Here is a 21,065-nt window from a genome sequence, read left to right as displayed (position 1 = left end):
GTGGATAAGTAATGATTCTAATTTTATTGGGAACTCAGGATAGTCCATTCCCACGATTAATGGATCAAGTTGAGAAGGCAGTGCAAAAATTGCAACTGGAAGATGAAATTTTTGCTCAAGTGGGGGTCACTGATTATGCAAGTGAACGCATGCATATTAGTAAGTATTTTTCCCCCGAGGAATACGAGCGCTTATTTAATGAAGCAGACCTAATTATCGCTCATGGCGGTGCCGGAACTTTGTTTCAGGCTATGCATTTGCAGAAAAAAGTTATTGCAATGGCGCGGCTAGCAGAGTTTGGCGAGCACAATGATGATCATCAGGTGGAGCTGGTTAGCAAATTGGCTAAGGGCGGCTATATTTTAGATGCTCATGCTGATGTGACCCGGGCGATTCGCAAGGCACAAAATTTTACCCCGAAACCATATGATTTTAGCAATCAGATTGTTGAAACAGTTGGTAAATATATTGATGAATTATAAAAAAACGGGCCGTTTCGGCCTGTTTTTTTGTTAAGCACTTCAATTCTCAATTTTAAGATTGTGCGGTATACTGAATGCAATAGGAGTTGAGGATTATGATTTTGAACGAGTTTTTACCTGAACCATATATGCACTATGTTGATTGCAATAAATATGCCAATAAAGACAAGCTGTTTTTCTTTTTGCCAAATGGATTGACAAAAGAAGCAAAAACGATTCTAGGGCAATGGTTTGCTAAGGACCGTGATGTAGCTGTGTTGCTCATCGGTGAGAACATAGATGTCAGCGATTATCAGTTTGCCTATGTTATTGACCGGCCGGTTGAACAGAGTGGTGCAGCAATAACTGACCGCAGTAATATTGTTCGCTACTATAGCGAAGTCCCTGATGGGATAGTTATCGAGCGGACGCTGGAACAATTGTTTTCCAACATTGGTTGCGGGTTGTCAAAAGAATTTTAAAAGCGGTGGATGTTAAACATCCACCGCTTTTTTTAGAGTTTAAAAATAACTTTTATAACTTTACCAATAATTTTTACTTCACCATTCAAGACTTGCTGATGCGAGAAAAATAAAGGGTCATATTTTGGATTTTCCGGTTGCAGGAAGATTCCTTGATCAGTCTTCATTACTCGTTTCAGAGTTGCGGTATCATCATTTACTAAGCAAACAGCGATATCGCGGTTATCAACGTCTTCTTGCTTCCGCACTAAAACTGTATCACCATCATAGATTCGGGCATTTATCATACTATCGCCAACTACGTGGAGAAAGAAAAATTTTCCGGTCTTTACTTCATCCTTATTGATATATTCATATCCCATAATGTGTTCATCAGCAAAGATTGGCTCGCCGGCGCGAATTTCTCCCAGGATAGGAAGCTGAACAACATGTTCCATTTGAGCATCTTCTGATTCAGACAAGGGAATATCATCATAATAGATAAGTGAGCTGTCAATTTTGCCAAGTAACATTAAAAGATTAGTTAAATCCGTATGTGTACCCTTGGCAATCTGCTCTAATATTTGTAAATTCGGCTCTATAGCCGCTCCGGTTCGATCATCTATCCCCTTTTCGAGTTTGCTGATATAAGTATGGCTTAAATCACATTCAGCTGCAAAGTCACGCAATGAAAGATTGTGTGCTTGCCGGTATTCTTGAATGTATTTGGCTAACGTTTTTGTTGCCATATATATCACCTCAATACTATTGTAAACTAAAAATTACAAAAAGTCAATTATTTTGTAAAATATAGTTTACAAACGTGTTCATATATGATAACATAGTATTGTAAACAAATGATTACAGATGTGTCCATATTTTAGTGAGAGGTGAGATGAATGGATAAGAAACAAATAATTGAAGATTTTAAAGCGTACCCGAAAGTGTGTCGATTGATTGCTGGTTGGGAAAAGGAAATTGCCATGTATCAAAATATGCAACTGACTAATAAGGAAATGTCCTTAAATGGAGAATTTGATGATCATCGCAGTGAACGAGATAAACTAACTCAGGCAATGAATCAAAATCAAATTACAAAGTTACGGGTTGAACGATGGCTTTCACTTTTATCAGATGATCAACGCTCAGTTGTCGAGGAACGATTGTTTTCCGGCAATTCTTGGGTTGCAACTGCTATGGAACTTAATTATTCTGAAAAAACATGTCAGAGATATCTGAATGCAGCGGTAAAAACTATTCAATCCTGCGAAATAATTTAATGCAACTAAATAACCCGAATGAGTCTTTTTTTTGACTTCCGAATGCCAGTTGAGAAGCGCTATACTCTAGTATAATTATAGAGTGGTGAGCTTACCATAATGAGGAATAAGGGAGGAAGAAGATGAATTTTTATGAGCTATTTATTAATGGATTAACAGCAATGGAAATACCGTTAATGATTTTAATCATAGTAATGACAATTGATGTTGTTATGGGAATTTTAGCGGCAATTATCAGTAAGACTTTTAGTCATACGATTTTGACTGATGGATTAATTCGCAAGATGATGATTTTATTAGTAATTGTTGCCAGTGGTGCGATCAGCTACATTTTATTTCAAAATACTACGGTACTTTTCACTGTGTTGACTGGGATGACAATTATACAGTTTCTAAGTATCATTAAGAAAGTTCGTAACCATATTGAGTTACCGAAAGAATTACATAGTTTAATCAGCAAACTTGAGGAAGAACAACATGCAGAAGATGAGGAAGGGGCTGACAAACATGAGAATTTATAGTTTGGCCCACAAAGCAGAAGTAAAAGTAACTTGTCTTTTTGATAACAAGAGTTATGGTAGTGGCATCCGTGATTGGGTTGCAGAATATGGTTATTCTATGACAGCAACGCCTAATCCTTATAAAGGACATGGCGGTATCGATTTGACACAAGGTTTGGGGACACCTATTTATGCAGTAACAAGCGGTACAGCAGAAGTATTATATAATAACGGAGCTGCCGGAAATGAAGTGCGAGTGCGATTTGGCGAATATACCATTCGTTATTTACATCTCGATACTATAGCAATTGCTAATGGTGTTATGATAAAAAAAGGTGATCGAATTGGCAGTGAGGGAGGCAGCGGCGGTTACGCGCCGCATTTGCATTTCGAAGTACAGAAGAACGGAGAAAAGATTGATCCGTATAATATAGTACAAAATGGATTAACTGAAATTACAATCAAGGAGGAGAACTATCTTATGTGGGATAAAGGCAGCAAGTATTTAAAGAAAGAAGCTTGGGTACGACATACACCAGCTTGGGGTGATCAAAATCTAGTTGGTTTTGGAAATCAAAATAATTACAATAATGTTGTTAAGGTAAAGCCACAATGGGTAGAAATCATTTTAACTGAGAAAAATGATTTCTACTTGTGTGAAGTGCAAGTTGATAAACATTTCCGTTTAGCATGGCTTGAGAAAAATGCTTTTCAATAGAATAGAAATATTAAAAAAGTACGTCTTTAGGACGTGCTTTTTTTGTGGCTTTTTCCAGTCGTTTTGGTGGCTGTAGTGAGGCGGAAAGCGGGCTTAATGGTGGCGTTTTGGTCTTTAAAATACGGGGTATAATTTAATCATGGTTGAGCTCACCATATGACAAGAGAGCAGCAATTATGGGATGAAGAGATATCCAAAAATAACATTTGTATGTGTGCTGGAATTGTCAAATTTTTTAGATAGGGTGATATGGAAGAATGATTAAATCACAATTAGTTGTTGATTACATGAATAGATGTTTGCAGCGAGCTGGCTACGATCAAACTGTAGCGACAGTCGGCAAAGTGGTCGTTCATGATAATGTAACAAAAAGCAATCAATATTCTGCAGTATCAGTATCACTTTACATTTTACAGCCAAAGTTGGGGGAGACTCTGGCACAGATGGTTGATAAGATTATTGAGGCATATGGGCAAGTAAGTTTTGCACATGCCCAGTATGTATTGCAGAATGAAAAAATTAATGCCGTTCGAATTCAGGAGACGCGTGTGTATCAGGCACGAGTGGATTTTGAGTTTGGATTCATGGAAAAATTATAGGAGGTAGAAATTTATGAGTATGGCAGGAGCAAAGGTAGTAGTAAAAATTTTAGACGGGACAACTGAAAAAGTGATCGCAGGACAAAAGGGTGCGACATTAAATCGTTCGGCAGAGCCGATTGAAACAACTTCAAAATCAAGTGGTGGATATAAAACATTCATTACTGGATTTAAAGAGTGGTCGGTTGATTGTGATGGTATTTATGTTGCCGATGATGCAGCATTAGCTAAATTGAAAACAGCATTTGTTGATGGTGAAGCAGTGACTATTGTTTTACATAATGAAGCAACAAATGAAAAAGAGCAAGGGCAAGTATTGATTACTGATTTCCCTATGGAAGCGCCATTTGATGATGCGTTAACTTATAGTATGACATTACAAGGTTCAGGACCTTTAGTGTCTTCAAAAGCACAAGCATAAGGATAAAATAAATAGCGCGGATGTATATCTGCGCTTCATTTGTCAAAGATAGAAAAGGAGTTTTAATATGATAGCAAACACAATTTTAGAGTATAGCAATGTAGATGGCAGTGGTTCGAAGGTAGAATTGCGGTTTCCATTTGGAGCGCGCAGAAAGCTGGAAATGATTGAGCAAATAGATATTAATAATCTATTTGCCGGACTTGGCGATAAAAGTCGTACAGTTACCAATGATGAGATTTTGAAAATTTTTAAGGTTGGTGTTGAGTACGGAAGCCAAATGACGCTTACTTATGAAGAGGCTGAGGAACTGATTGATCAAGTGATTGAAAAAATGGGTTATGATGTTTTCTTGGAAAATTTATTTATGGGCTTGGCAAGTTCAATGGTGTCACAAAAACAGCGCATTGAGATGGAAAAAAATATGAAGAAGCAAAAGGCAGCGGCTAGTAAAGCGGGAAAGTAGAGCAGACTGACTATGAGGAATGGGTAGCTTTAGCACGGGTTTATTTGGCGATCGATAGTCAAGAGTTTTGGTTGTTGACGCAAGCTGAGTTGCAAGAGATGCTGATGATGAGTCAGAAGAAACAAAAACAAGATGCTGAACTATTACGGATGGTAATTATAAATGCTGAATATAATGTAAATCGACCGAAAAATCGGAAGGAAATGCCACTCTTTCCGCAGGATGAAGATGAGAAGATAAAAGTTGGTTCCCTCGACGAGCGCGGGAACATATTTAAATAAAAAGAAAGGAGTGGATATAGATGGCGAAGAATGAATTAGTAGTTATTGATGCTAAGTATGAGGTAGTTAAGGTTGATGTTCCAGAAGTAAAAATGCCGCTTATTCCTTATGTAAAACATTTGCCAGCAGTAAAGCCTGTAGTTATTGATGCTGAGTTCAAAGAAGTGAAGACTCCAAAAATAAGTAAAGAGTTTATTGATTTTGCAGGAGGAATAAAGGATGCAGGATCTAGCTTAGAAAAGTTAGCAAAAAACTTGAAAGATGTTGCTCCTCCTGAATTGACTGGATTTCTTGATTCGCTTGCATTGTTTGGCGGGTTAGCAGGAAATGCGGCGGGAGTTGTTCAAGGAACGGCAAAAGCGATGAAGTCACTGGGGGATGCAACAAAATTGTCTGGAGGATGGATTGCACTTATTGCGATAGTTATTGCAGCGGCAGTTGCTGCATTAATGCATTTTTGGAATACAAACGAAGAATTTAGAAATGCAGTTTTAGGAATCTGGAATAGTATTCAAGAAGGAATTTCCTCCATCATGGATGATTTACTTGCATTTATTGGAGCAATAATTCAAGATTTATCTAAGTTTTGGACAGAGCACGAAGAAGAAATTAAGATGGTATTTCAAGCAATTTGGGATTTCATTATGATGGCAATGGAAGTAATTTGGAATGTTATTGTAGTGGTAGTGGAAACAATCATGGCAATTTGGGAAGAGCATGGTGACACAATAACGGCAGTATTTCAAGCAATTTGGGATTTTATTGTAGTTGTTATGGAAGTGATTTGGAGTATTATTTCAGTAATAGTTGAAACCATTATGGCAATTTGGGAAGAGCACGGAGAAACTATTATGGCAGTATTCCAAGCAATTTGGGATTTTATTGTGGTCGTTATGGAAGTGATTTGGGTAATAATTCAAACAGCTATAGCAATAATAATTGCTATTTGGGAAACATTATCACCAATTGTTATGGGTATATTTAGTGCTATCGGTAGCTTCATTGGTGGAGTAATAGATACAATTACGGGTGTCATTAGTGGAGTAAAAGATTTCATTATTAATGCCTTTACGACAGCTTGGAACAAAGTGAAAAGCGTTTGGGATGCGGTGTCTGGATTTTTTGCTGGTATTGGAGACGCAATTTTCGGTGCTATTGATGGAGCAATTCAAAATATTAAGGGAATGATTAATGATTTTGTAATTAGCCCAATTAACTTTGTAATTTCTGGGATTAATAATATTCCTGGAGTTAATATTGGCGCACTTCCTATGCTTGCTAAAGGTGGGACAGTTATGTCCGGCGGGATGGCAATTGTTGGGGAAGCTGGTCCGGAAATGTTGCTTCAGCGTGGAGCAAAGACATCAGTTATTCCACTTACAAGTGGACATAAGGCGCTCGGTAAAGATAGTGGCAGTAATGAGAATATTGTTATTCAGTTGAATTTAGATGGGAAACAGGTGGCACAGATTGTCAATCCGCATCTGAAAGATATGAATACTTTTGATCTCAATTTATTATTAAGGGGGTAGGTTGAATATGGAGATAAAATTTGCAGAGAAAGAATTATCGAAAGTAAGTAAGGCCATTTTCATCCAGGACATTGCGATTGGTTACCCTGAAAAGCGGAAGATTAAAGCTGAAATTCCATATATGAATGGTACTTATGATTTTACTTATGCGAATGAGGCGAAGAATTATTATGGCGAGCGAGCGATTGAGGTGCAGCTATTGTTAGCTGCGAAAAGTCGTGAGCAGGCGTTTATTTTGCATCAGAAGGTTATGGACTTTTTTACTAGTATTGGAAAACAGAAACTAGAGTTTTCCGATATTATTGGCTGGTACTATATGGCGGAGCTGGAAGCGACGCCGGTTTTTGAAGAGGTGTTTGGCGGTTACTTTAGTGTGAAGTTGCAATTGACGGCTTATCCGTTCCGAATTAAGGGTTACTTTTCCAAACAGCTTTGGGATACGTTTTGTTTTGAGACTGATTGGCTGCAAAATCTTGAGTTTACGGTGGCCGGCTCGGCAGCGGAAACTGTCTTTCTTCACAATGTGTCAGTGTTAACAATTACCGCAACAAGTGCGATGACAATGGTTGTTAATGGTAAGGCGACGAGTTTGAAGGTTGGTAAGTTTGATTATTACGGACTTGAATTGCTTGAGGGTGCGAATGAGGTTACCTTTGCCGGAACCGGGAATGTGCAGATTGAATTTGTAATGGAGCGATTATAATGTATAGTATTTTTTTACGACAAAAAGTGAATAATAGTGTTGAGACAACTTTGATTCATGCTCCGTCTACGAGTTTTGATGCACCAAAGTTGGCGAGCGGGACGTTGAAGCAGAAGCTAAGCGGGATTGATGAATTTCATTTTAGTATTTATCCCAATAACCCAGCTTGGGGACAGTTGCATGCGATGCGTTCGAAGATTTTTGTTTATGATCATTTAAAGGAGATGTATGTATTTTCCGGGCGAGTCTTGAAGATTACGCAAAAGATGGACAATTCTGGTATGTTTACACAAGATATTGCCTGTGAGAGTGCGTTTGCTTATTTAAGTGATGCGTTTTGCGAGAGTGTGCCAACGGCTACGACGACGAGTGCGTTGTTGACCGATTTGTTGACGAAGTTCAATAATGAGGTTGATGGTGAACGGCGTTTGGAGAAGGGGGTGTTTGCTAACTATACGTTAGCAAACAAGCTGGAAACGAATGTTGAGAAGTATAGTACTTTGGTGAACAAAGTGCGCGAGCAGTTGAGCAGTGGCGAGTTTGTATTGCGTACTGATAATCAGTATCGCAATTATTTGGATTTGGTTGCTATGCGCGGGAATGATACGAATATTACTATCATTCCCGGAGTGAACTTGCAGGATATTACTATTGATTATGATGCAGCTAGTGTTGTGAATAAGATTATTCCATACGGTGCTGAGGTGAGTGGTAAGAATATCAATATTACTAGCGTAAATAGTAATTTGAATTATTTGCAGGATCAGAGTTCAATTGAGACTTATGGGGTTTTTGAAGAGGTTTGGATTGATACTAAGTATAAGGATGCGAAGAGTTTGAAGGAGGCTGCGCAGCAGCGTCTGAATGACAATAAGGAGCCGACGATTTCGATTAAGTTGGGGGCGTTGGATTTGAGTCACTTGAAAAAGGTGGAGGAAAGTTTTTTTATTGGTGATCGGATTGCTTTAGTGCATAAGGCTTTTGATATTTCGGCAAGCTTACGGATTGTTGAAATATCTACGAATATTTTTGCCCCGCATGAGCCAATATTGACTTTGGCTAATCGCCGCATTGATTTTTTGGATGTAACGGCGTATATTACTAAGCAGTTTAATTATATGTTAAAACTTTAAAATAGTTGTTTGCTATTGTAAGGACTTCGAAGAGGAAGGAGATTTTTATGGGAGCATTAGAAAAATTAAGAGAAACAGCACAGAAGATTCGTGAATCTGTATATGGGGTAGAGGTTCGTGAGGATATTGCTGAAGGATTTGAGAACGTGGTTGACGCTCAGAATGAGTATGAGGTTGCTACAACTGCAAAGTTCGAGACTAAACTGAATACTGACTTCGGGCAATTTGCTGAGGAGTTAACGGTTGGTGTTAGTGAGTATGTGAATGATCGGGTTGAGGAACGTATTGTTGAGGTTATGGACGATTTAAGCGATGATAACTTGCGTTCGGAGATTCAGCAAGCGCGTAATTCGGCGGCGTATGCAGTGAACTATGCTTCGGTGGATGCACGTTTGGAAGCGGACGAGACGAAGTTGAAAGATGTTGTGAGCGAAGTGAATGCGGCACGTAATTCGGCTGCGAATGGGAAAACTTATAGTAATTTAGATTCGCGGTTGGAGGAAGATGAAGGTCGATTAATAGTAACTGAGAGCAAACTAAAGGTTGAAAAAGTTATGCTTACGCCAATAAATGGCGCACAAATTTTTAGTGATGATGAAAAAGTGATGTTGCTCAAGGTAGGGAATATGGTCTATTTATGTGGAGCAATGAAGAATATTACTAAAGCAGGAACATATTTGAATATTCCAGTTGGTTTTAGGCCTAGCCAGCCACATACATTTGTTAATTCTGGGAACTGGTTAACGACAAGTAATGTGTATTTATGTCGATGGCAAACATCAAATAAAACAGGGAACTTAGATTTACAAGCGGTTACTAACGCGGATCAATATGGAGTTAATAAATGGTTTCCAGTAAATACGTCGTGGATAATCGAGTAAAAAAAGGGCTGACTTTGGTCAGTCTTTTTGCATTTAAATAACTATGATTTTAGTCCTAATATAGTCTTTTGAATGACATTTTTCTGGCGTTTCAATAGGAGGTAAATAGCATATAATAGTCTTACAGGTTAAGCGCTGATTCTGAATATTTTAATAACTTGGAGGAATAAGTAATTATGGGAGCATTAGAAAAATTAAGAGATACATCACAAAAAATTCGTGAAGCGGTTTATGGGATTGAGGTTCGTGACTCGATTGCGGATGGATTTGAAAATGTAGTTGATGCACAGAATGAGTATGAGGCTGCTACAACAACGAAATTAGAAACGAAATTAAATGATGACTTTGGTCGGTTTACTGAGGAGTTGTCTGTTGCTGTTAGTGAGTATGTTGATACAAAAGTTGAAGAACGTATTGTTGAAGTTATGGACGATTTGAGTGATGATAACTTGCGTTCTGAGATTCAGCAGGCACGTAATTCGACAGCATATGCAGTGAATTATGCATCGGTCGATGCGCGTCTGGAAGCGGATGAGACAAAGTTGAAAGATGTTGTAAGCGAAGTGAATACGGCTCGTAATTCAACTGTTAACGGAAAGACTTATAGTAATTTGGATTCGCGGTTGGAGGAAGATGAGAATACTCTGAAGCAACTGAGTCAACGTGTTGCCCAAACAAGACTAATTTTTTCAGGCACGGTAGATGCAGTTACAAACTATACGACCTATCAAGTGCCACTAACTGAATCAGCAAATAATTTTGATTTTTTAAGACTAGAATATGACTACTATTTAGATGGTCGTTGGGTTCGTGGTCCTTTGACAATAATTCCAGCTCCAATAACATATGCAGCTATTGCATGTCACTGGTATAAAAAAATGGATATGAGTGTTATTGGCGGAGTTTTTGAAATTCAAAATGCTGGTGATGGGAAGCTACAGACTTATCGTCAAAATATGAGATATAGAGTGTTACGAATTTGGGGAGAAAAGAGTGTATTTTAATTACTAATAATTAATAGAGAAAAACGGCTGACTTTAGTCAGTCGTTTTTTTAACTTTTAATAGACGGTTCGAAGTTTTGTGGGAATCTTTTTGAATGAGTTTTTTTGGTCTTTTATTAGTCTTACAGTTTAAGCGCTGACTTTGAATAATTCGATGCTATGAAAATAATGCCAATTCGAATCCTGGCAGTTAATGATAGTGGCGAGTGTAGAACTAATGATGTTTTATAGCTAGCAGATTTATATATGCGGTCGACGATGAGGCTGATTATTTAAAAACCAAGATTTTAGTGCATTACAGTGATAAATTTTTACACGAAGATCAAACCACGGATTCTTGGTTTTACTTTAAGTCTCACTATGTTATAATAAAACCAATGTAGAACAAAGGAGCTGAAGTACATGAGAGTACTAGTTGTTGGTGGTGCTGGGTATATTGGAAGCCATACCGTTTATGAACTGATTCGCAGTGGGCATGAAGTAGTAGTTTATGATAACCTATCTACTGGAAATACAAAAGCTATTCATCGTGAAGCAACATTTGTTGAAGGTGATATTAGAGATAAGATAATGTTGGATGCTGTGTTTGAAGAGCATGGAATTGATGCGGTGATGCATTTTGCTGCAAAAATTGTTGTTCCTGAAAGCGTAGAACAACCAGCTGAATATTTTGAGAATAACGTTTATGGTGTTGGAGTATTGTTGCAAGCAATGCGCGATGCTAAAGTGGATAAATTTATCTTCTCATCAACTGCGGCAGTATATGGTATGCCAAACCAGTCGGTACCGATTACTGAGGACGCAGAAACTAAACCAATTAATCCTTATGGAGAGAGTAAGCTATCAGCTGAAAAATTAATTGGTTGGTGCGAGGCACCTTATGGTATTAAGTATACTATTTTCCGCTATTTTAATGTGGCCGGAGCCGATGGTGAGGGACAGATTGGACTTTCTCCCAAAACTGTTTCGCACATTATCCCATCTACGAATGAAGCGGTGTTAGGTTTGCGTGATAAGTTAATTGTTTTTGGCACAGATTACAATACTGAAGATGGGACTTGTATTCGTGACTATATTCATGTAACTGATTTAGCTCGAGCACATGTTCTTGGAGTTGAGAAACTTGCTGAAACTATGACCAGTAAAACATACAATCTGGGTTCAAGCAATGGTTTTTCAGTGAAAGATATTGTTACAACAACTGAAGAGGTTCTTGCTGAGCCGGTACCTGTTGAATATGGGCCAAGACGTGCTGGTGATCCGGATTATCTTGTTGCATCAAATAAACGTGCTGAAGCAGAGTTGGGCTGGGTTCCTGAATATGATTTAGCTTCTATGATTGAATCAGATTATAATTGGCGAAAAGCGCCTAAATATGAATACGAAGGAAAATAATGGAGGTCTATAAACAAATGAAGAAACAAGTGAAGAAGGCAGTAATTCCTGCCGCAGGATTAGGAACAAGGTTTTTACCGGCGACAAAGGCACAGCCAAAAGAAATGCTGCCGATTGTTGATACCCCAACAATTCAGTTTATCGTTGAGGAAGCAATTGCTTCTGGAATTGAAGAAATTTTGATTATTACCAGCGGGAATAAGCGTTCAATTGAAGATCATTTTGATAAGTCTTATGAGTTGGAAGATACTTTGGAGAAAAAAGGTAAAAAAGAGATGTTAGAAATGGTTCAAAATATTTCTAACATGGTTAACATTCACTATATTCGTCAAAAGGAGCCTAAAGGTTTAGGGCATGCGGTACTTTGTGCTAAAGCATTTATTAATGATGAGCCGTTTGCAGTATTGTTAGGCGATGATATTGTTTATACTGAGCCTGGGCAAACTACAGCTTTAGGGCAACTGATTGATGTTTATAACCAAACTGGTGCGTCTGTTGTTGGTGTACAGACAGTTGCTAAAGAGGATGTTAATAAATATGGTATCGTTGCACCTTCAAAAACACAAAAATCTGTTGATGGAAGAACATACAAGTTATCAGATATGATTGAGAAGCCGGTCGTTGAAGAGGCACCATCACAAATGGCTGTTTTGGGACGGTATGTATTGAATCCAGAAATTTTTGATTTGTTAGAAACACAAGCTGCGGGAGCAGGAAACGAAATTCAATTAACCGATGCAATTAAAAGGTTAATGGCTCGCCAGCAAGTATATGCATATGATTTTGTCGGACGTCGTTATGATGTTGGGGACAAATTTGGTTTTGTTCAGGCAACTATTGACTATGCTTTACGTGACAGTTCGTTGCATGAGCAAGTAGAAAACTATATTAAACAACTAGTTGAGGAAAAATAAGATGATAAGGGTAGTTTCGACTGCCCTTATTGTTGTAAAATAGACGAGGTAAAGTATGAATGATTTAGTTAGTATCATTGTTCCAATTTATAATGGAGCAAATGATATACATAGATGTATGGATGGATTATTGGGTCAGACCTATAATAATATTGAAATAATATTGGTTAATAACGGTAGTACGGATGATTCATTATTACTCGCAAAACAATATGAAATAGATAATCCAGATAAGGTAAAAGTATTAGATTTAGAAGTTCCCGGAGTTTCCAACGCCAGAAATGTTGGATTTGAATTATCGCAAGGAGATTATATTATGTTCTTCGATAATGATGATTTTCTTTATTATTCAAGTGTTGAAAAAATGATGAAGTACCTAAAAGAAACTGATGCTGATATTGTTGTGGCAAAATATAAACGTGTATTTTCTGAAGCAAGTAGTAAGATTACCAAGAAATTTAGTTATAATGTTTCGTTGCCAATTGAACAAGGTGTGGCACAAAGTATTCTTGATAATAAAGAAATTTTAGTTGATGTGTATACCGCTCCATGGGGTAAGCTTTATAAACGAGATTCGCTTTTAGTTGATACTGAATATCCATTATTTCATTTAGAATACTTGCGCAATCAGGATTTAGATTTTACATTAAGACAAATGCTCACGGGTGGCAAGATCGCTTTTTTTGATAAAGATGTTTTAGACTATTTTGTGTACGAAAAGTCTTCTTCAATAAAAAAAATGTTAAATGTGGACAACACGATTCGTATTTTTGATGATGTAGAGAGATATTATAAAAAATATAATCACTATGAAGACTTTATTGAGGAATTAGATTATTTAAAAGTATATCATTTACTTATTGGAGAAGTGTATAGGGTATTAATGTATGGAACAGATGTAAATGAAATTGATAAACTAGTTCAAATAGCTAAAAAGAGCGATTTGAGTAAGAATAAGTATTATAAACGTTTAAGGTTTGTTTATCGTATCTATATTAGAATGTTATTGAAGCATCCAAAACTAACAGTGAATATGCTTAGATTTGTTATAAGGAAATAAAATAATTATAGATCGAATTGATAAAGGAGAATTTAAAATGAAAATTGCAGTAGCGGGAACAGGATATGTTGGCTTGGTAACGGGCGTTTGTTTAGCTGAAATGGGTCATGATGTAACATGTGTGGATATTGATGAAAAAAAAGTTGCATTAATGGATTCAGGAAAATCGCCTATTTATGAGGCAGGACTGGAAGAATTAATGCAAAAAGTTGCAGCAGCAGGGAAAATTCAGTATACAACTGATGCTCAAACAGCATATAACGATGCAGAAACTGTCTTTATTGCTGTCGGAACTCCAGAGTCTGAAGATGGTACAGCGAATCTAGAATATGTGTATCAAACAGCAACAACGATTGCTGAATCAGTAGATAAAGATACTTTGGTTGTTGTTAAATCTACTGTTCCTATTGGAACAAATGAAATTATCGAACAATTTTTGAAAGATCATGTAAAACCAGGTCTTCATATTGAAGTTGCTTCAAATCCAGAGTTTTTAGCGCAAGGGACAGCAGTTAAAGATACTTTAGAGGCATCAAGAATTGTTATTGGTGTTGAAAGTGACTGGGCGAAAGAAAAGATGTATGAAATCTTTTCACCTTTTAATCAACCTATCGTGTGTACTAATCGTGCTAGTGCTGAAATGATAAAGTATGCTTCAAATATTTTCTTGGCATTGAAAGTTTCTTACATTAATGAAATTGCTAATTTTTGTGAATTAATCGGAGCAGATGTTGAAACGGTTGCCAAAGGTATGTCGTATGATCCGCGTATTGGAGATAAGTTTTTGAAAGCTGGTATCGGGTTTGGTGGTTCTTGTTTTCCAAAAGATACTAAGGCATTATTTCATTTAGCAAAAAATGAATATGATTTTGATTTTAAAACAATTGATAGCATTATTAGTATTAACAATGATCAAAAAGTTCGACTGTTTTATAAAGCGAAAGATGATTTTGGGAACTTCTTAGGGAAAAAAGTTGCAGTTTTAGGTTTGACATTTAAAGCTGGAACCGACGACACAAGAGAATCAGCTGCGTACTATAATATTGATTTATTACTAGAAGAAGGGGCCGAAATTACAGTGTATGATCCGGAGGGGATTCCTGCATTTGAAAAAGAATATGGTAAGAAATTAAAATATGCAACGAATATCGATGATGCAATCAATGGAAAAGATATTACTTTTATTATGACTGATTGGGCAGAAATCAAGAATTATCCAGCAGAAAGATTTGTAGCATTAATGAGTGATGCTAATATTTATGATGGACGTAATTGTTACGAGACAAAAGTTATGAAGGCTGCTGGAGTAGACTATTACTCAATTGGGAGAGAAAAGTAGATGCCAAAAGTGAGTATAATTGTTCCAGTTTATAACACGGAACAGTATTTAGAGCGTTGTTTACATTCGCTAGTAAATCAGACATTAGAAGATATCGAGATTTTAGTTATTGATGATGGTTCAACTGATGAGTCTGCCGAGGTTGCTAAACAATTTTTGGTAGAATATGAAAATAAAATAGTATTTATTCAAAAACCGAGAAATAGTGGTCAAAGTGATAGCAGAAATATGGCTTTAAAACAGTCTCGAGGCAAATATATTTTATATGTGGATTCAGATGACTTTTTGTTGGCTGAAGCATGCGAAGCACTTTTTAACTTTTCAGAAGTCAATAATACAGAAGTATCTGGTTTTTTGATGAATGAGTTTCATAACGATAGTGAGATTGAATTAATACCTCGTGTTGTTGAGGCTACCCCTGGATATGATAATCTTAGTGGAGAAATGGCTTTTTATCATGACTGGATATTATATAATAAACGAAATGTTCAAGCAACGTTATTCTTTTATAGTAAAGATTTCTTGCTTGCAAACGACTTGTTTTATGAAGTGGGAAAATTACATGAAGATTTGGAATATTATTTTCATATGATTTCTTTAGCCAAGCGTGTAGGATTTGTTAATAAGACATTTTATCAACGAAACATAAGAGAAAACTCAACAACAACTAGTAAAGAAAAAGCATGGATAAAGAAACGATTGCTGGATAGAAAGCAAATGTTAAAGAAGTGCTATATACACATTAAGAATTTTAGTAATATAAAGATACAAAAATGTGCCAAGGCTTGTTTAGATTTTCTAAACGGTCCATACTTGAATCTAATTATTTTAAAGCCATATGTAAAAATTTTAAACAGTAGTGACAAAAAGGAAGTGAAATCTAGTAATTCCTTGAATTTATGGAATTATCGATTTTTATTAATAAGATTTTGGAATCGGATGTGGTTTTCAGATGAAAAGTAAGAAGATTGTTTTTATAATGAGAAATATTAATCTGCTTGGTGGAATTGAAAAGATTACTATTCACTATATTAACGGACTGCTTGAAGCAGGTTATAATGTAGATGTTATTAACCTTTTTGATGAAGGAAACAATAATACTGTAGTTGATTCAAGAGTTACAGTTCATAATATTGCTGCCTTGAATAAGATTGTGGCTCCGAAATCTATTGGCAGAAAATTATTTGATTTTTATGATTTAACGAAAAAAATGCAAAGAAAGATTGCCTTACTTTACAAAAATTCAGATAACATTTTTGTTGCTACGAATCCGACTTATGGTATGTACATTCCTAAAAGATGGCGTAAAAATACGATTATTCAATTACATGATAGTGTCGTAAGAGCAAAAAAAGATTTTAAACTCACATTTTTATTTTTAAAATATTTTAAGAAACAATATAAGAACATAGTTTTTTTTGACAAAAGAAAATTTAAGATTGGGTCTGCTAGAAGGAATAGCAACTAAAGAAAATGGAACATTCATTTATAATTTTTTAGCAGATTATCCTGATATCTCAAATAAAATATATATGAACAAGTTTGTGGTTTTAACAAGAATTTCTAAGGACAAGAATATTGATAGAATGATACAAATGTTTGCAGAGTTAGAAAACAAGACAAATCATAACTGGACATTAGAGATTTATGGTAATGGACCACATGAAAATACATGTAAACAATTAATAACTGACTTGAATATGTTAGGTAAAATTAATTTACATGATGCAGTATCTGATATTGGTATAGCTTTAAATGATGCAAGCATTTATTTGAATATGGCTAATGCCGAAGGTTTCTCAATGGCAATGCTTGAAGCAATGAGCTATGGTGTTGTTCCAGTTATGTTGAATAACACAATTGGATTAAACGAGGTAATTGAGAATGGACAGAATGGTTTTATTGTTAAAGATGCTGCTGAAATGAAGAGTGTTTTAGGTGAAGTTATCACTGATATGGAACGGATTAAATACTTAGGAGAAAAAGCTGCACTAAAAAGCAAAAAATTTTCAATGCATTCATCAATAAATAAATTTATTAGTTTAATAAGTTAGTCTATAAATAATTAAGGAGGAATAAGTGAGTGAATCAGGTTAAAGGTATAATTAGAAATTTCGCTGAATATTCTATAGGACCGATTGGTTCAGCGGTCATAGGCTTTTTTAGCATGACGATTTTGACCTGGCTAATTGCTCCAGCAGAATATGGAAAGATCGGAATTTTCCAGATATATTTAAGTTTTGGAAATATTATCGTTACCTTGGGATTTGATCAAGCATTTATGCGCGAGTTTTTCCAAATTAAAGATAAGTCAATGCTATTCTTTAACTCAATAATTTTACCTTTAGTATTTATTGCTGTTAATACATTAGTTTTATTCATATTTCCAGAGTTTTGGAGTCAACTTATTTTTGGTTCGCCAGAATATGTGTATCTTATTTACGGGACGGCGATTACGTTAATAAGTATTTTTACATTAAGGTTTGCATATGTGATTTTGCGTATGGAGAATCGAGGGATTGTCTACTCTATTGTTTCATTGTTAACAAATGTTATTATTTTTATTTTAAATATTATTTTATTGAAATTCTGGAGCTCAAGTTTTGAAAGTATTGTTGTAGCCAATCTTATTGCTAATATAATTGTCGGTGTAATAGCAGTTGTAGTTACCAAAAAATATTGGCTGATTAAAAAGTTTCAGTTTAATAAGAAATTATTTTTGAAATTACTTTACTTTTCAACGCCATTAATTCCGGCGTTAGTTATTAATTTGTTGTTCCAGTCATTAGGAAGATTATCTATTGTATGGTATTCAACGGAAGAACAATTAGGTTTGTTCCAAGTTTCGATGAGTATTAGTATGCTGATTTCAGTTATTCAGCAAGCTTTTACTAATGGTTGGGTACCTATTGCTTACCGGTGGAATACTGAAGGTGCACCTAACAAGAATTATGAGTTTATGGGAACAGTCCTCATTTTCCTTTTATTATTTGTGTTTTTTGGAGTTATGATTGGTAGAGAATTTATTGTATTAATTATTGGTAGTTCTTATACACCAATTATGACGATTTTTCCGTTTCTTACGCTAAGTTATCTCATGCCAACTCTTGCAGAGGTGACAGGACTAGGGATATCTTTTGCAAGAAAAAACTCATACTTAATGGTTATTTCGATTATTGTTTTGATAATAAATTTTGTTGGTAACTGGTTGCTTGTTCCATCAATGGGGGCAGTTGGTGCAACAATATCAACTGGTGTATCCTTTGTTATCTTCTTTTGGCTAAGAACTATTATTTCTAGAAAGCTATGGTATAAGTTTCCATTAGGTAAGTATATCCTATTTACTATCGCAATTGTAATAGGCTCAATAATTAATACTTTTGTAGATAGAGGTGTTGCTTTTGTAATAAATTGCATTATTGAAATTGTATTTGTTATCGTAATTATTTTACTTGTTCGTAAATATAAAGATAGATTAATTAATATAAGAAAATAAAGAGAAAACAACTAAAAACTCGTATTTTAGTTGTTTTTTTGATAAAATAAAATTATCTATGAGAAAAAAGAGGTGTCTGAATGAAGACGTTTAAAATAATAATAACTTTTTTGGTTGCATTAATCTTAGTTACTGCAAATACAGAGGTGCTTTCTGTATTTGCCCAAAGCGGGATGACTACATCGGAAAATAATGCGTCAGAAGCTAATTCTGATATAGCTTCTGATGAAGAAAAAGATGTAAAAGGTGAGGAACAAACTTCAGAGGTTGAAAATAACAGCGCTGAGCCACGAAGTGATGTTGTTGAAAATTATGACATTAATAGTGAGGAAATCTTGACGCTTGAAGAATTAGGTGCATTAAAAGGTGCGAATGATTATGAAGTAGAAGATGCTAATAATGCTAGAGAACTTTTGCGAGCTGCAAATGCTGAGAAGCAGTTTATCTATTCTTCTAATCGTGGCTGGAATCAAACGATGAATTTATATTATCCGGAGCGACTGAGTACAGTTCATTCGTATATTAACTGTTCAGGATACTTGATGGAGTATATAGGAGTAAATGCGCTGGATAGCAATTATTATAATGTACGATATATGGGTACTGTTGTTGCAATAAAAAAATCTGATACTTCGGAAATTCTCAATCAAAGTCAAATAAGGAGCTTTCCATACTATACGAAAGACAGTAATGGTAAGTTAGTTTACTATATAGAAAATAACCCTAAAGCTGATAATAGCTACATTTTCATTTCAAGACTTGGTACCGCTCCAAGTTGGATGGAAACAAATAAAAAATATTATAGTTTCGATGGTGTTTATTTCAAGGATGATATTAGTAAGTTAGGTACAGTGGATAGTAAAACTAATGCAGTTAATAGCAGTAATCCTTTCATTATTTATTTTGATAATTTGTCTGCCCGTAGTAAGACAAATTACTCTGCTGCACAACTAAATTCAGCATTTAAATATTTCTACGAAAATTCGAGCTATAATGGACAAACTACTAAGATGCTCAATACGGGACAGAATTTTATTGACATCCAAAATAAGTATGGGACTAATGCGTTGCTGGTAATGGCGATGGGCATTCATGAAAGTGCGTACGGAACTAGTGCATTTGCGGTTGATAGAAATAATTTGTTTGGAGTGAATGCAATTGATTCGGATCCGGGTCAGGCATCTTATTTTCCAAGTGTCTCGGCTGGGATTGATGCTCAGGGATTCTTTTTATCAGATAGCTTTGCTACAAATGATAGTTCGAAATATTATGGGTTTCATGTTGGAAATAAGATGTCAGGAATGAATGTTAAATATGCATCTGATCCATATTGGGGCTATAAAATTGCTGGTCATATGCAAAACTTTGACACGTATTTAGGCGGCAAAGATATTAATAAATATACTATTGGTATGCTTAATGAACAGACTCAAGTCTATAAAGATACAAATGGAACAACTTGGTTTAAATATGCTTATGGTACATCGAGAGAAACATTGATTTATCCAGTAATTATTTTAGGAGAGAGTGGTTCATATTATAAAGTGCAGTTAGACTCTATTCCAACGAATAGAAATGATGGTTGGTTATTTGGGAATCAAGATGGGACATATAATTATTCAACTAATGTTGGGTATGTTAAGAAGACAGATGTGGCTTATATACAGGGGAGTGTTGATTCTGGTGAACAGATGGGAATTCGAACAGAGTATGTAGGAGCAAGTGTAGTGAATAATGACTTGCGATTACAAGTAGTAACATTAGATGGAAGTGGTGCGACAGTACCACTGAAAAATGTAAGTGCGAAATATGTAAATATAGCGACAAAAGAAGAAGTTGCGGTTACAGTGAGTGCAGTTTCTGGGAATGCACGAAGTTTTTACTATACTGTAGGAACTGAAGCAATCAGTAAAGGTGAGTACGAATTGGTCATAGACCAGAATGGAAGTAACATGCCAGTCTGGACATACACGTTGACAAGTAAGAACTACACGTTAGGAAACGGAAAGACGGCAGAGATTAAATCGGTAAATAATACTCGACTGCGAGTTGTTATTAATCAGCAGGGCACAACGGGGATTAGAACGGAGTATGTAGGAGCAAGTGTAGTGAATAATGACTTGCGATTACAAGTAGTAACATTAGATGGAAGTGGTGCGACAGTACCACTGAAAAATGTAAGTGCGAAATATGTAAATATAGCGACAAAAGAAGAAGTTGCGGTTACAGTGAGTGCAGTTTCTGGGAATGCACGAAGTTTTTACTACACTGTAGGAACTGAGGCAATCAGTAAAGGTGAGTACGAATTGGTCATAGACCAGAATGGAAGTAACATGCCAGTCTGGACATACACGTTGACAAGTAAGAACTACACGTTAGGAAACGGAAAGACGGCAGAGATTAAATCGGTAAATAATACTCG

Annotated in this window: 24 protein-coding genes; 23 read left to right on the top strand and 1 reads right to left on the bottom strand. The window is 35.8% G+C overall.

Annotation, left to right across the window (positions count from 1 at the left end):
* Positions 1 to 11: 11 nt before the first annotated feature.
* Positions 12 to 482 (top strand): glycosyltransferase, encoded by a 471-nt coding sequence (locus FEZ08_RS04215; protein ID WP_138190477.1) that lies wholly within the window; start codon positions 12 to 14, stop codon positions 480 to 482.
* A 95-nt stretch (positions 483 to 577) separates the two neighbouring features.
* Complete coding sequence (locus tag FEZ08_RS04210) at positions 578 to 943, top strand: hypothetical protein (protein WP_138190476.1); 366 nt, start codon at positions 578 to 580, stop codon at positions 941 to 943.
* 32 nt (positions 944 to 975) lie between these two features.
* On the opposite strand, the gene lexA is transcribed toward FEZ08_RS04210, so the two are convergent.
* Positions 976 to 1,671, bottom strand: a complete 696-nt coding sequence (lexA, locus tag FEZ08_RS04205) for a transcriptional repressor LexA (RefSeq protein WP_138190475.1) — start codon at positions 1,669 to 1,671, stop codon at positions 976 to 978.
* Positions 1,672 to 1,821: 150 nt separating this feature from the next.
* Here lexA and FEZ08_RS04200 point away from each other — a divergent pair, with 150 nt between their 5' ends.
* The 21 genes from FEZ08_RS04200 to FEZ08_RS04100 form a co-directional block, all read left to right on the top strand.
* Positions 1,822 to 2,202: a sigma-70 RNA polymerase sigma factor region 4 domain-containing protein gene (locus tag FEZ08_RS04200; RefSeq protein ID WP_138190474.1), complete on the top strand. Its 381-nt coding sequence runs from the start codon at positions 1,822 to 1,824 to the stop codon at positions 2,200 to 2,202.
* Positions 2,203 to 2,324: 122 nt separating this feature from the next.
* Positions 2,325 to 2,723: a phage holin family protein gene (locus tag FEZ08_RS04195; RefSeq protein ID WP_138190473.1), complete on the top strand. Its 399-nt coding sequence runs from the start codon at positions 2,325 to 2,327 to the stop codon at positions 2,721 to 2,723.
* Positions 2,710 to 3,420, top strand: a complete 711-nt coding sequence (locus tag FEZ08_RS04190) for a M23 family metallopeptidase (protein WP_171014936.1) — start codon at positions 2,710 to 2,712, stop codon at positions 3,418 to 3,420. The genes FEZ08_RS04195 and FEZ08_RS04190 overlap by 14 nt, the downstream gene beginning before the upstream one ends.
* 257 nt (positions 3,421 to 3,677) lie before the next feature.
* Positions 3,678 to 4,019: a hypothetical protein gene (locus FEZ08_RS04185; protein ID WP_138190471.1), complete on the top strand. Its 342-nt coding sequence runs from the start codon at positions 3,678 to 3,680 to the stop codon at positions 4,017 to 4,019.
* A 13-nt stretch (positions 4,020 to 4,032) separates the two neighbouring features.
* Entirely contained in the window at positions 4,033 to 4,440 is a 408-nt protein-coding gene (locus FEZ08_RS04180; protein WP_138190470.1) for a phage major tail protein, TP901-1 family, read from the top strand.
* Positions 4,441 to 4,507: 67 nt separating this feature from the next.
* On the top strand, positions 4,508 to 4,906 hold the full coding sequence (locus tag FEZ08_RS04175) for a hypothetical protein (RefSeq protein WP_138190469.1): 399 nt from the start codon (positions 4,508 to 4,510) through the stop codon (positions 4,904 to 4,906).
* Between the two features lie 44 nt (positions 4,907 to 4,950).
* Positions 4,951 to 5,187 (top strand): hypothetical protein, encoded by a 237-nt coding sequence (locus FEZ08_RS04170; RefSeq protein ID WP_138190468.1) that lies wholly within the window; start codon positions 4,951 to 4,953, stop codon positions 5,185 to 5,187.
* A gap of 20 nt (positions 5,188 to 5,207) precedes the next feature.
* Positions 5,208 to 6,719, top strand: a complete 1,512-nt coding sequence (locus FEZ08_RS04165; RefSeq protein ID WP_138190467.1) for a phage tail protein — start codon at positions 5,208 to 5,210, stop codon at positions 6,717 to 6,719.
* A 7-nt stretch (positions 6,720 to 6,726) separates the two neighbouring features.
* Positions 6,727 to 7,422, top strand: coding sequence for a phage tail family protein (locus FEZ08_RS04160; RefSeq protein ID WP_138190466.1), 696 nt, complete (start codon positions 6,727 to 6,729; stop codon positions 7,420 to 7,422).
* On the top strand, positions 7,422 to 8,555 hold the full coding sequence (locus tag FEZ08_RS04155; protein ID WP_138190465.1) for a phage tail protein: 1,134 nt from the start codon (positions 7,422 to 7,424) through the stop codon (positions 8,553 to 8,555). The genes FEZ08_RS04160 and FEZ08_RS04155 overlap by 1 nt, the downstream gene beginning before the upstream one ends.
* A gap of 47 nt (positions 8,556 to 8,602) precedes the next feature.
* The gene (locus FEZ08_RS04150; protein WP_138190464.1) at positions 8,603 to 9,436 is read left to right on the top strand and encodes a hypothetical protein; all 834 of its coding nucleotides are present in this window, start codon (positions 8,603 to 8,605) and stop codon (positions 9,434 to 9,436) included.
* A 176-nt stretch (positions 9,437 to 9,612) separates the two neighbouring features.
* Positions 9,613 to 10,440: a hypothetical protein gene (locus FEZ08_RS04145; protein WP_138190463.1), complete on the top strand. Its 828-nt coding sequence runs from the start codon at positions 9,613 to 9,615 to the stop codon at positions 10,438 to 10,440.
* Between the two features lie 401 nt (positions 10,441 to 10,841).
* Entirely contained in the window at positions 10,842 to 11,834 is a 993-nt protein-coding gene (gene galE, locus FEZ08_RS04140; protein WP_138190462.1) for a UDP-glucose 4-epimerase GalE, read from the top strand.
* A gap of 17 nt (positions 11,835 to 11,851) precedes the next feature.
* Entirely contained in the window at positions 11,852 to 12,748 is an 897-nt protein-coding gene (galU, locus tag FEZ08_RS04135; protein WP_138190461.1) for a UTP--glucose-1-phosphate uridylyltransferase GalU, read from the top strand.
* Positions 12,749 to 12,803: 55 nt separating this feature from the next.
* Positions 12,804 to 13,808 (top strand): glycosyltransferase family 2 protein, encoded by a 1,005-nt coding sequence (locus FEZ08_RS04130; RefSeq protein ID WP_138190460.1) that lies wholly within the window; start codon positions 12,804 to 12,806, stop codon positions 13,806 to 13,808.
* 37 nt (positions 13,809 to 13,845) lie between these two features.
* Positions 13,846 to 15,147 (top strand): UDP-glucose dehydrogenase family protein, encoded by a 1,302-nt coding sequence (locus FEZ08_RS04125; protein WP_138190459.1) that lies wholly within the window; start codon positions 13,846 to 13,848, stop codon positions 15,145 to 15,147.
* Positions 15,148 to 16,110 (top strand): glycosyltransferase family 2 protein, encoded by a 963-nt coding sequence (locus tag FEZ08_RS04120; protein ID WP_138190458.1) that lies wholly within the window; start codon positions 15,148 to 15,150, stop codon positions 16,108 to 16,110. It abuts the gene before it with no gap.
* Positions 16,100 to 16,615, top strand: coding sequence for a glycosyltransferase family protein (locus FEZ08_RS04115; protein ID WP_138190457.1), 516 nt, complete (start codon positions 16,100 to 16,102; stop codon positions 16,613 to 16,615). The genes FEZ08_RS04120 and FEZ08_RS04115 overlap by 11 nt, the downstream gene beginning before the upstream one ends.
* A gap of 64 nt (positions 16,616 to 16,679) precedes the next feature.
* Positions 16,680 to 17,201, top strand: a complete 522-nt coding sequence (locus FEZ08_RS04110) for a glycosyltransferase (protein ID WP_138190456.1) — start codon at positions 16,680 to 16,682, stop codon at positions 17,199 to 17,201.
* Positions 17,202 to 17,230: 29 nt separating this feature from the next.
* Positions 17,231 to 18,643 carry a lipopolysaccharide biosynthesis protein gene (locus tag FEZ08_RS04105; protein WP_138190455.1) on the top strand — a complete coding sequence of 471 codons (1,413 nt, stop codon included), beginning with the start codon at positions 17,231 to 17,233 and terminating at the stop codon, positions 18,641 to 18,643.
* A gap of 80 nt (positions 18,644 to 18,723) precedes the next feature.
* Positions 18,724 to 21,065: glucosaminidase domain-containing protein (locus FEZ08_RS04100; protein WP_171014935.1), on the top strand; the 2,342-nt coding region annotated here is incomplete at its 3' end.

Source organism: Culicoidibacter larvae (assembly GCF_005771635.1).
GTDB lineage: Bacteria > Bacillota_I > Bacilli_A > Culicoidibacterales > Culicoidibacteraceae > Culicoidibacter > Culicoidibacter larvae.
This window is presented reverse-complemented; position numbering and strand designations above follow the sequence as displayed.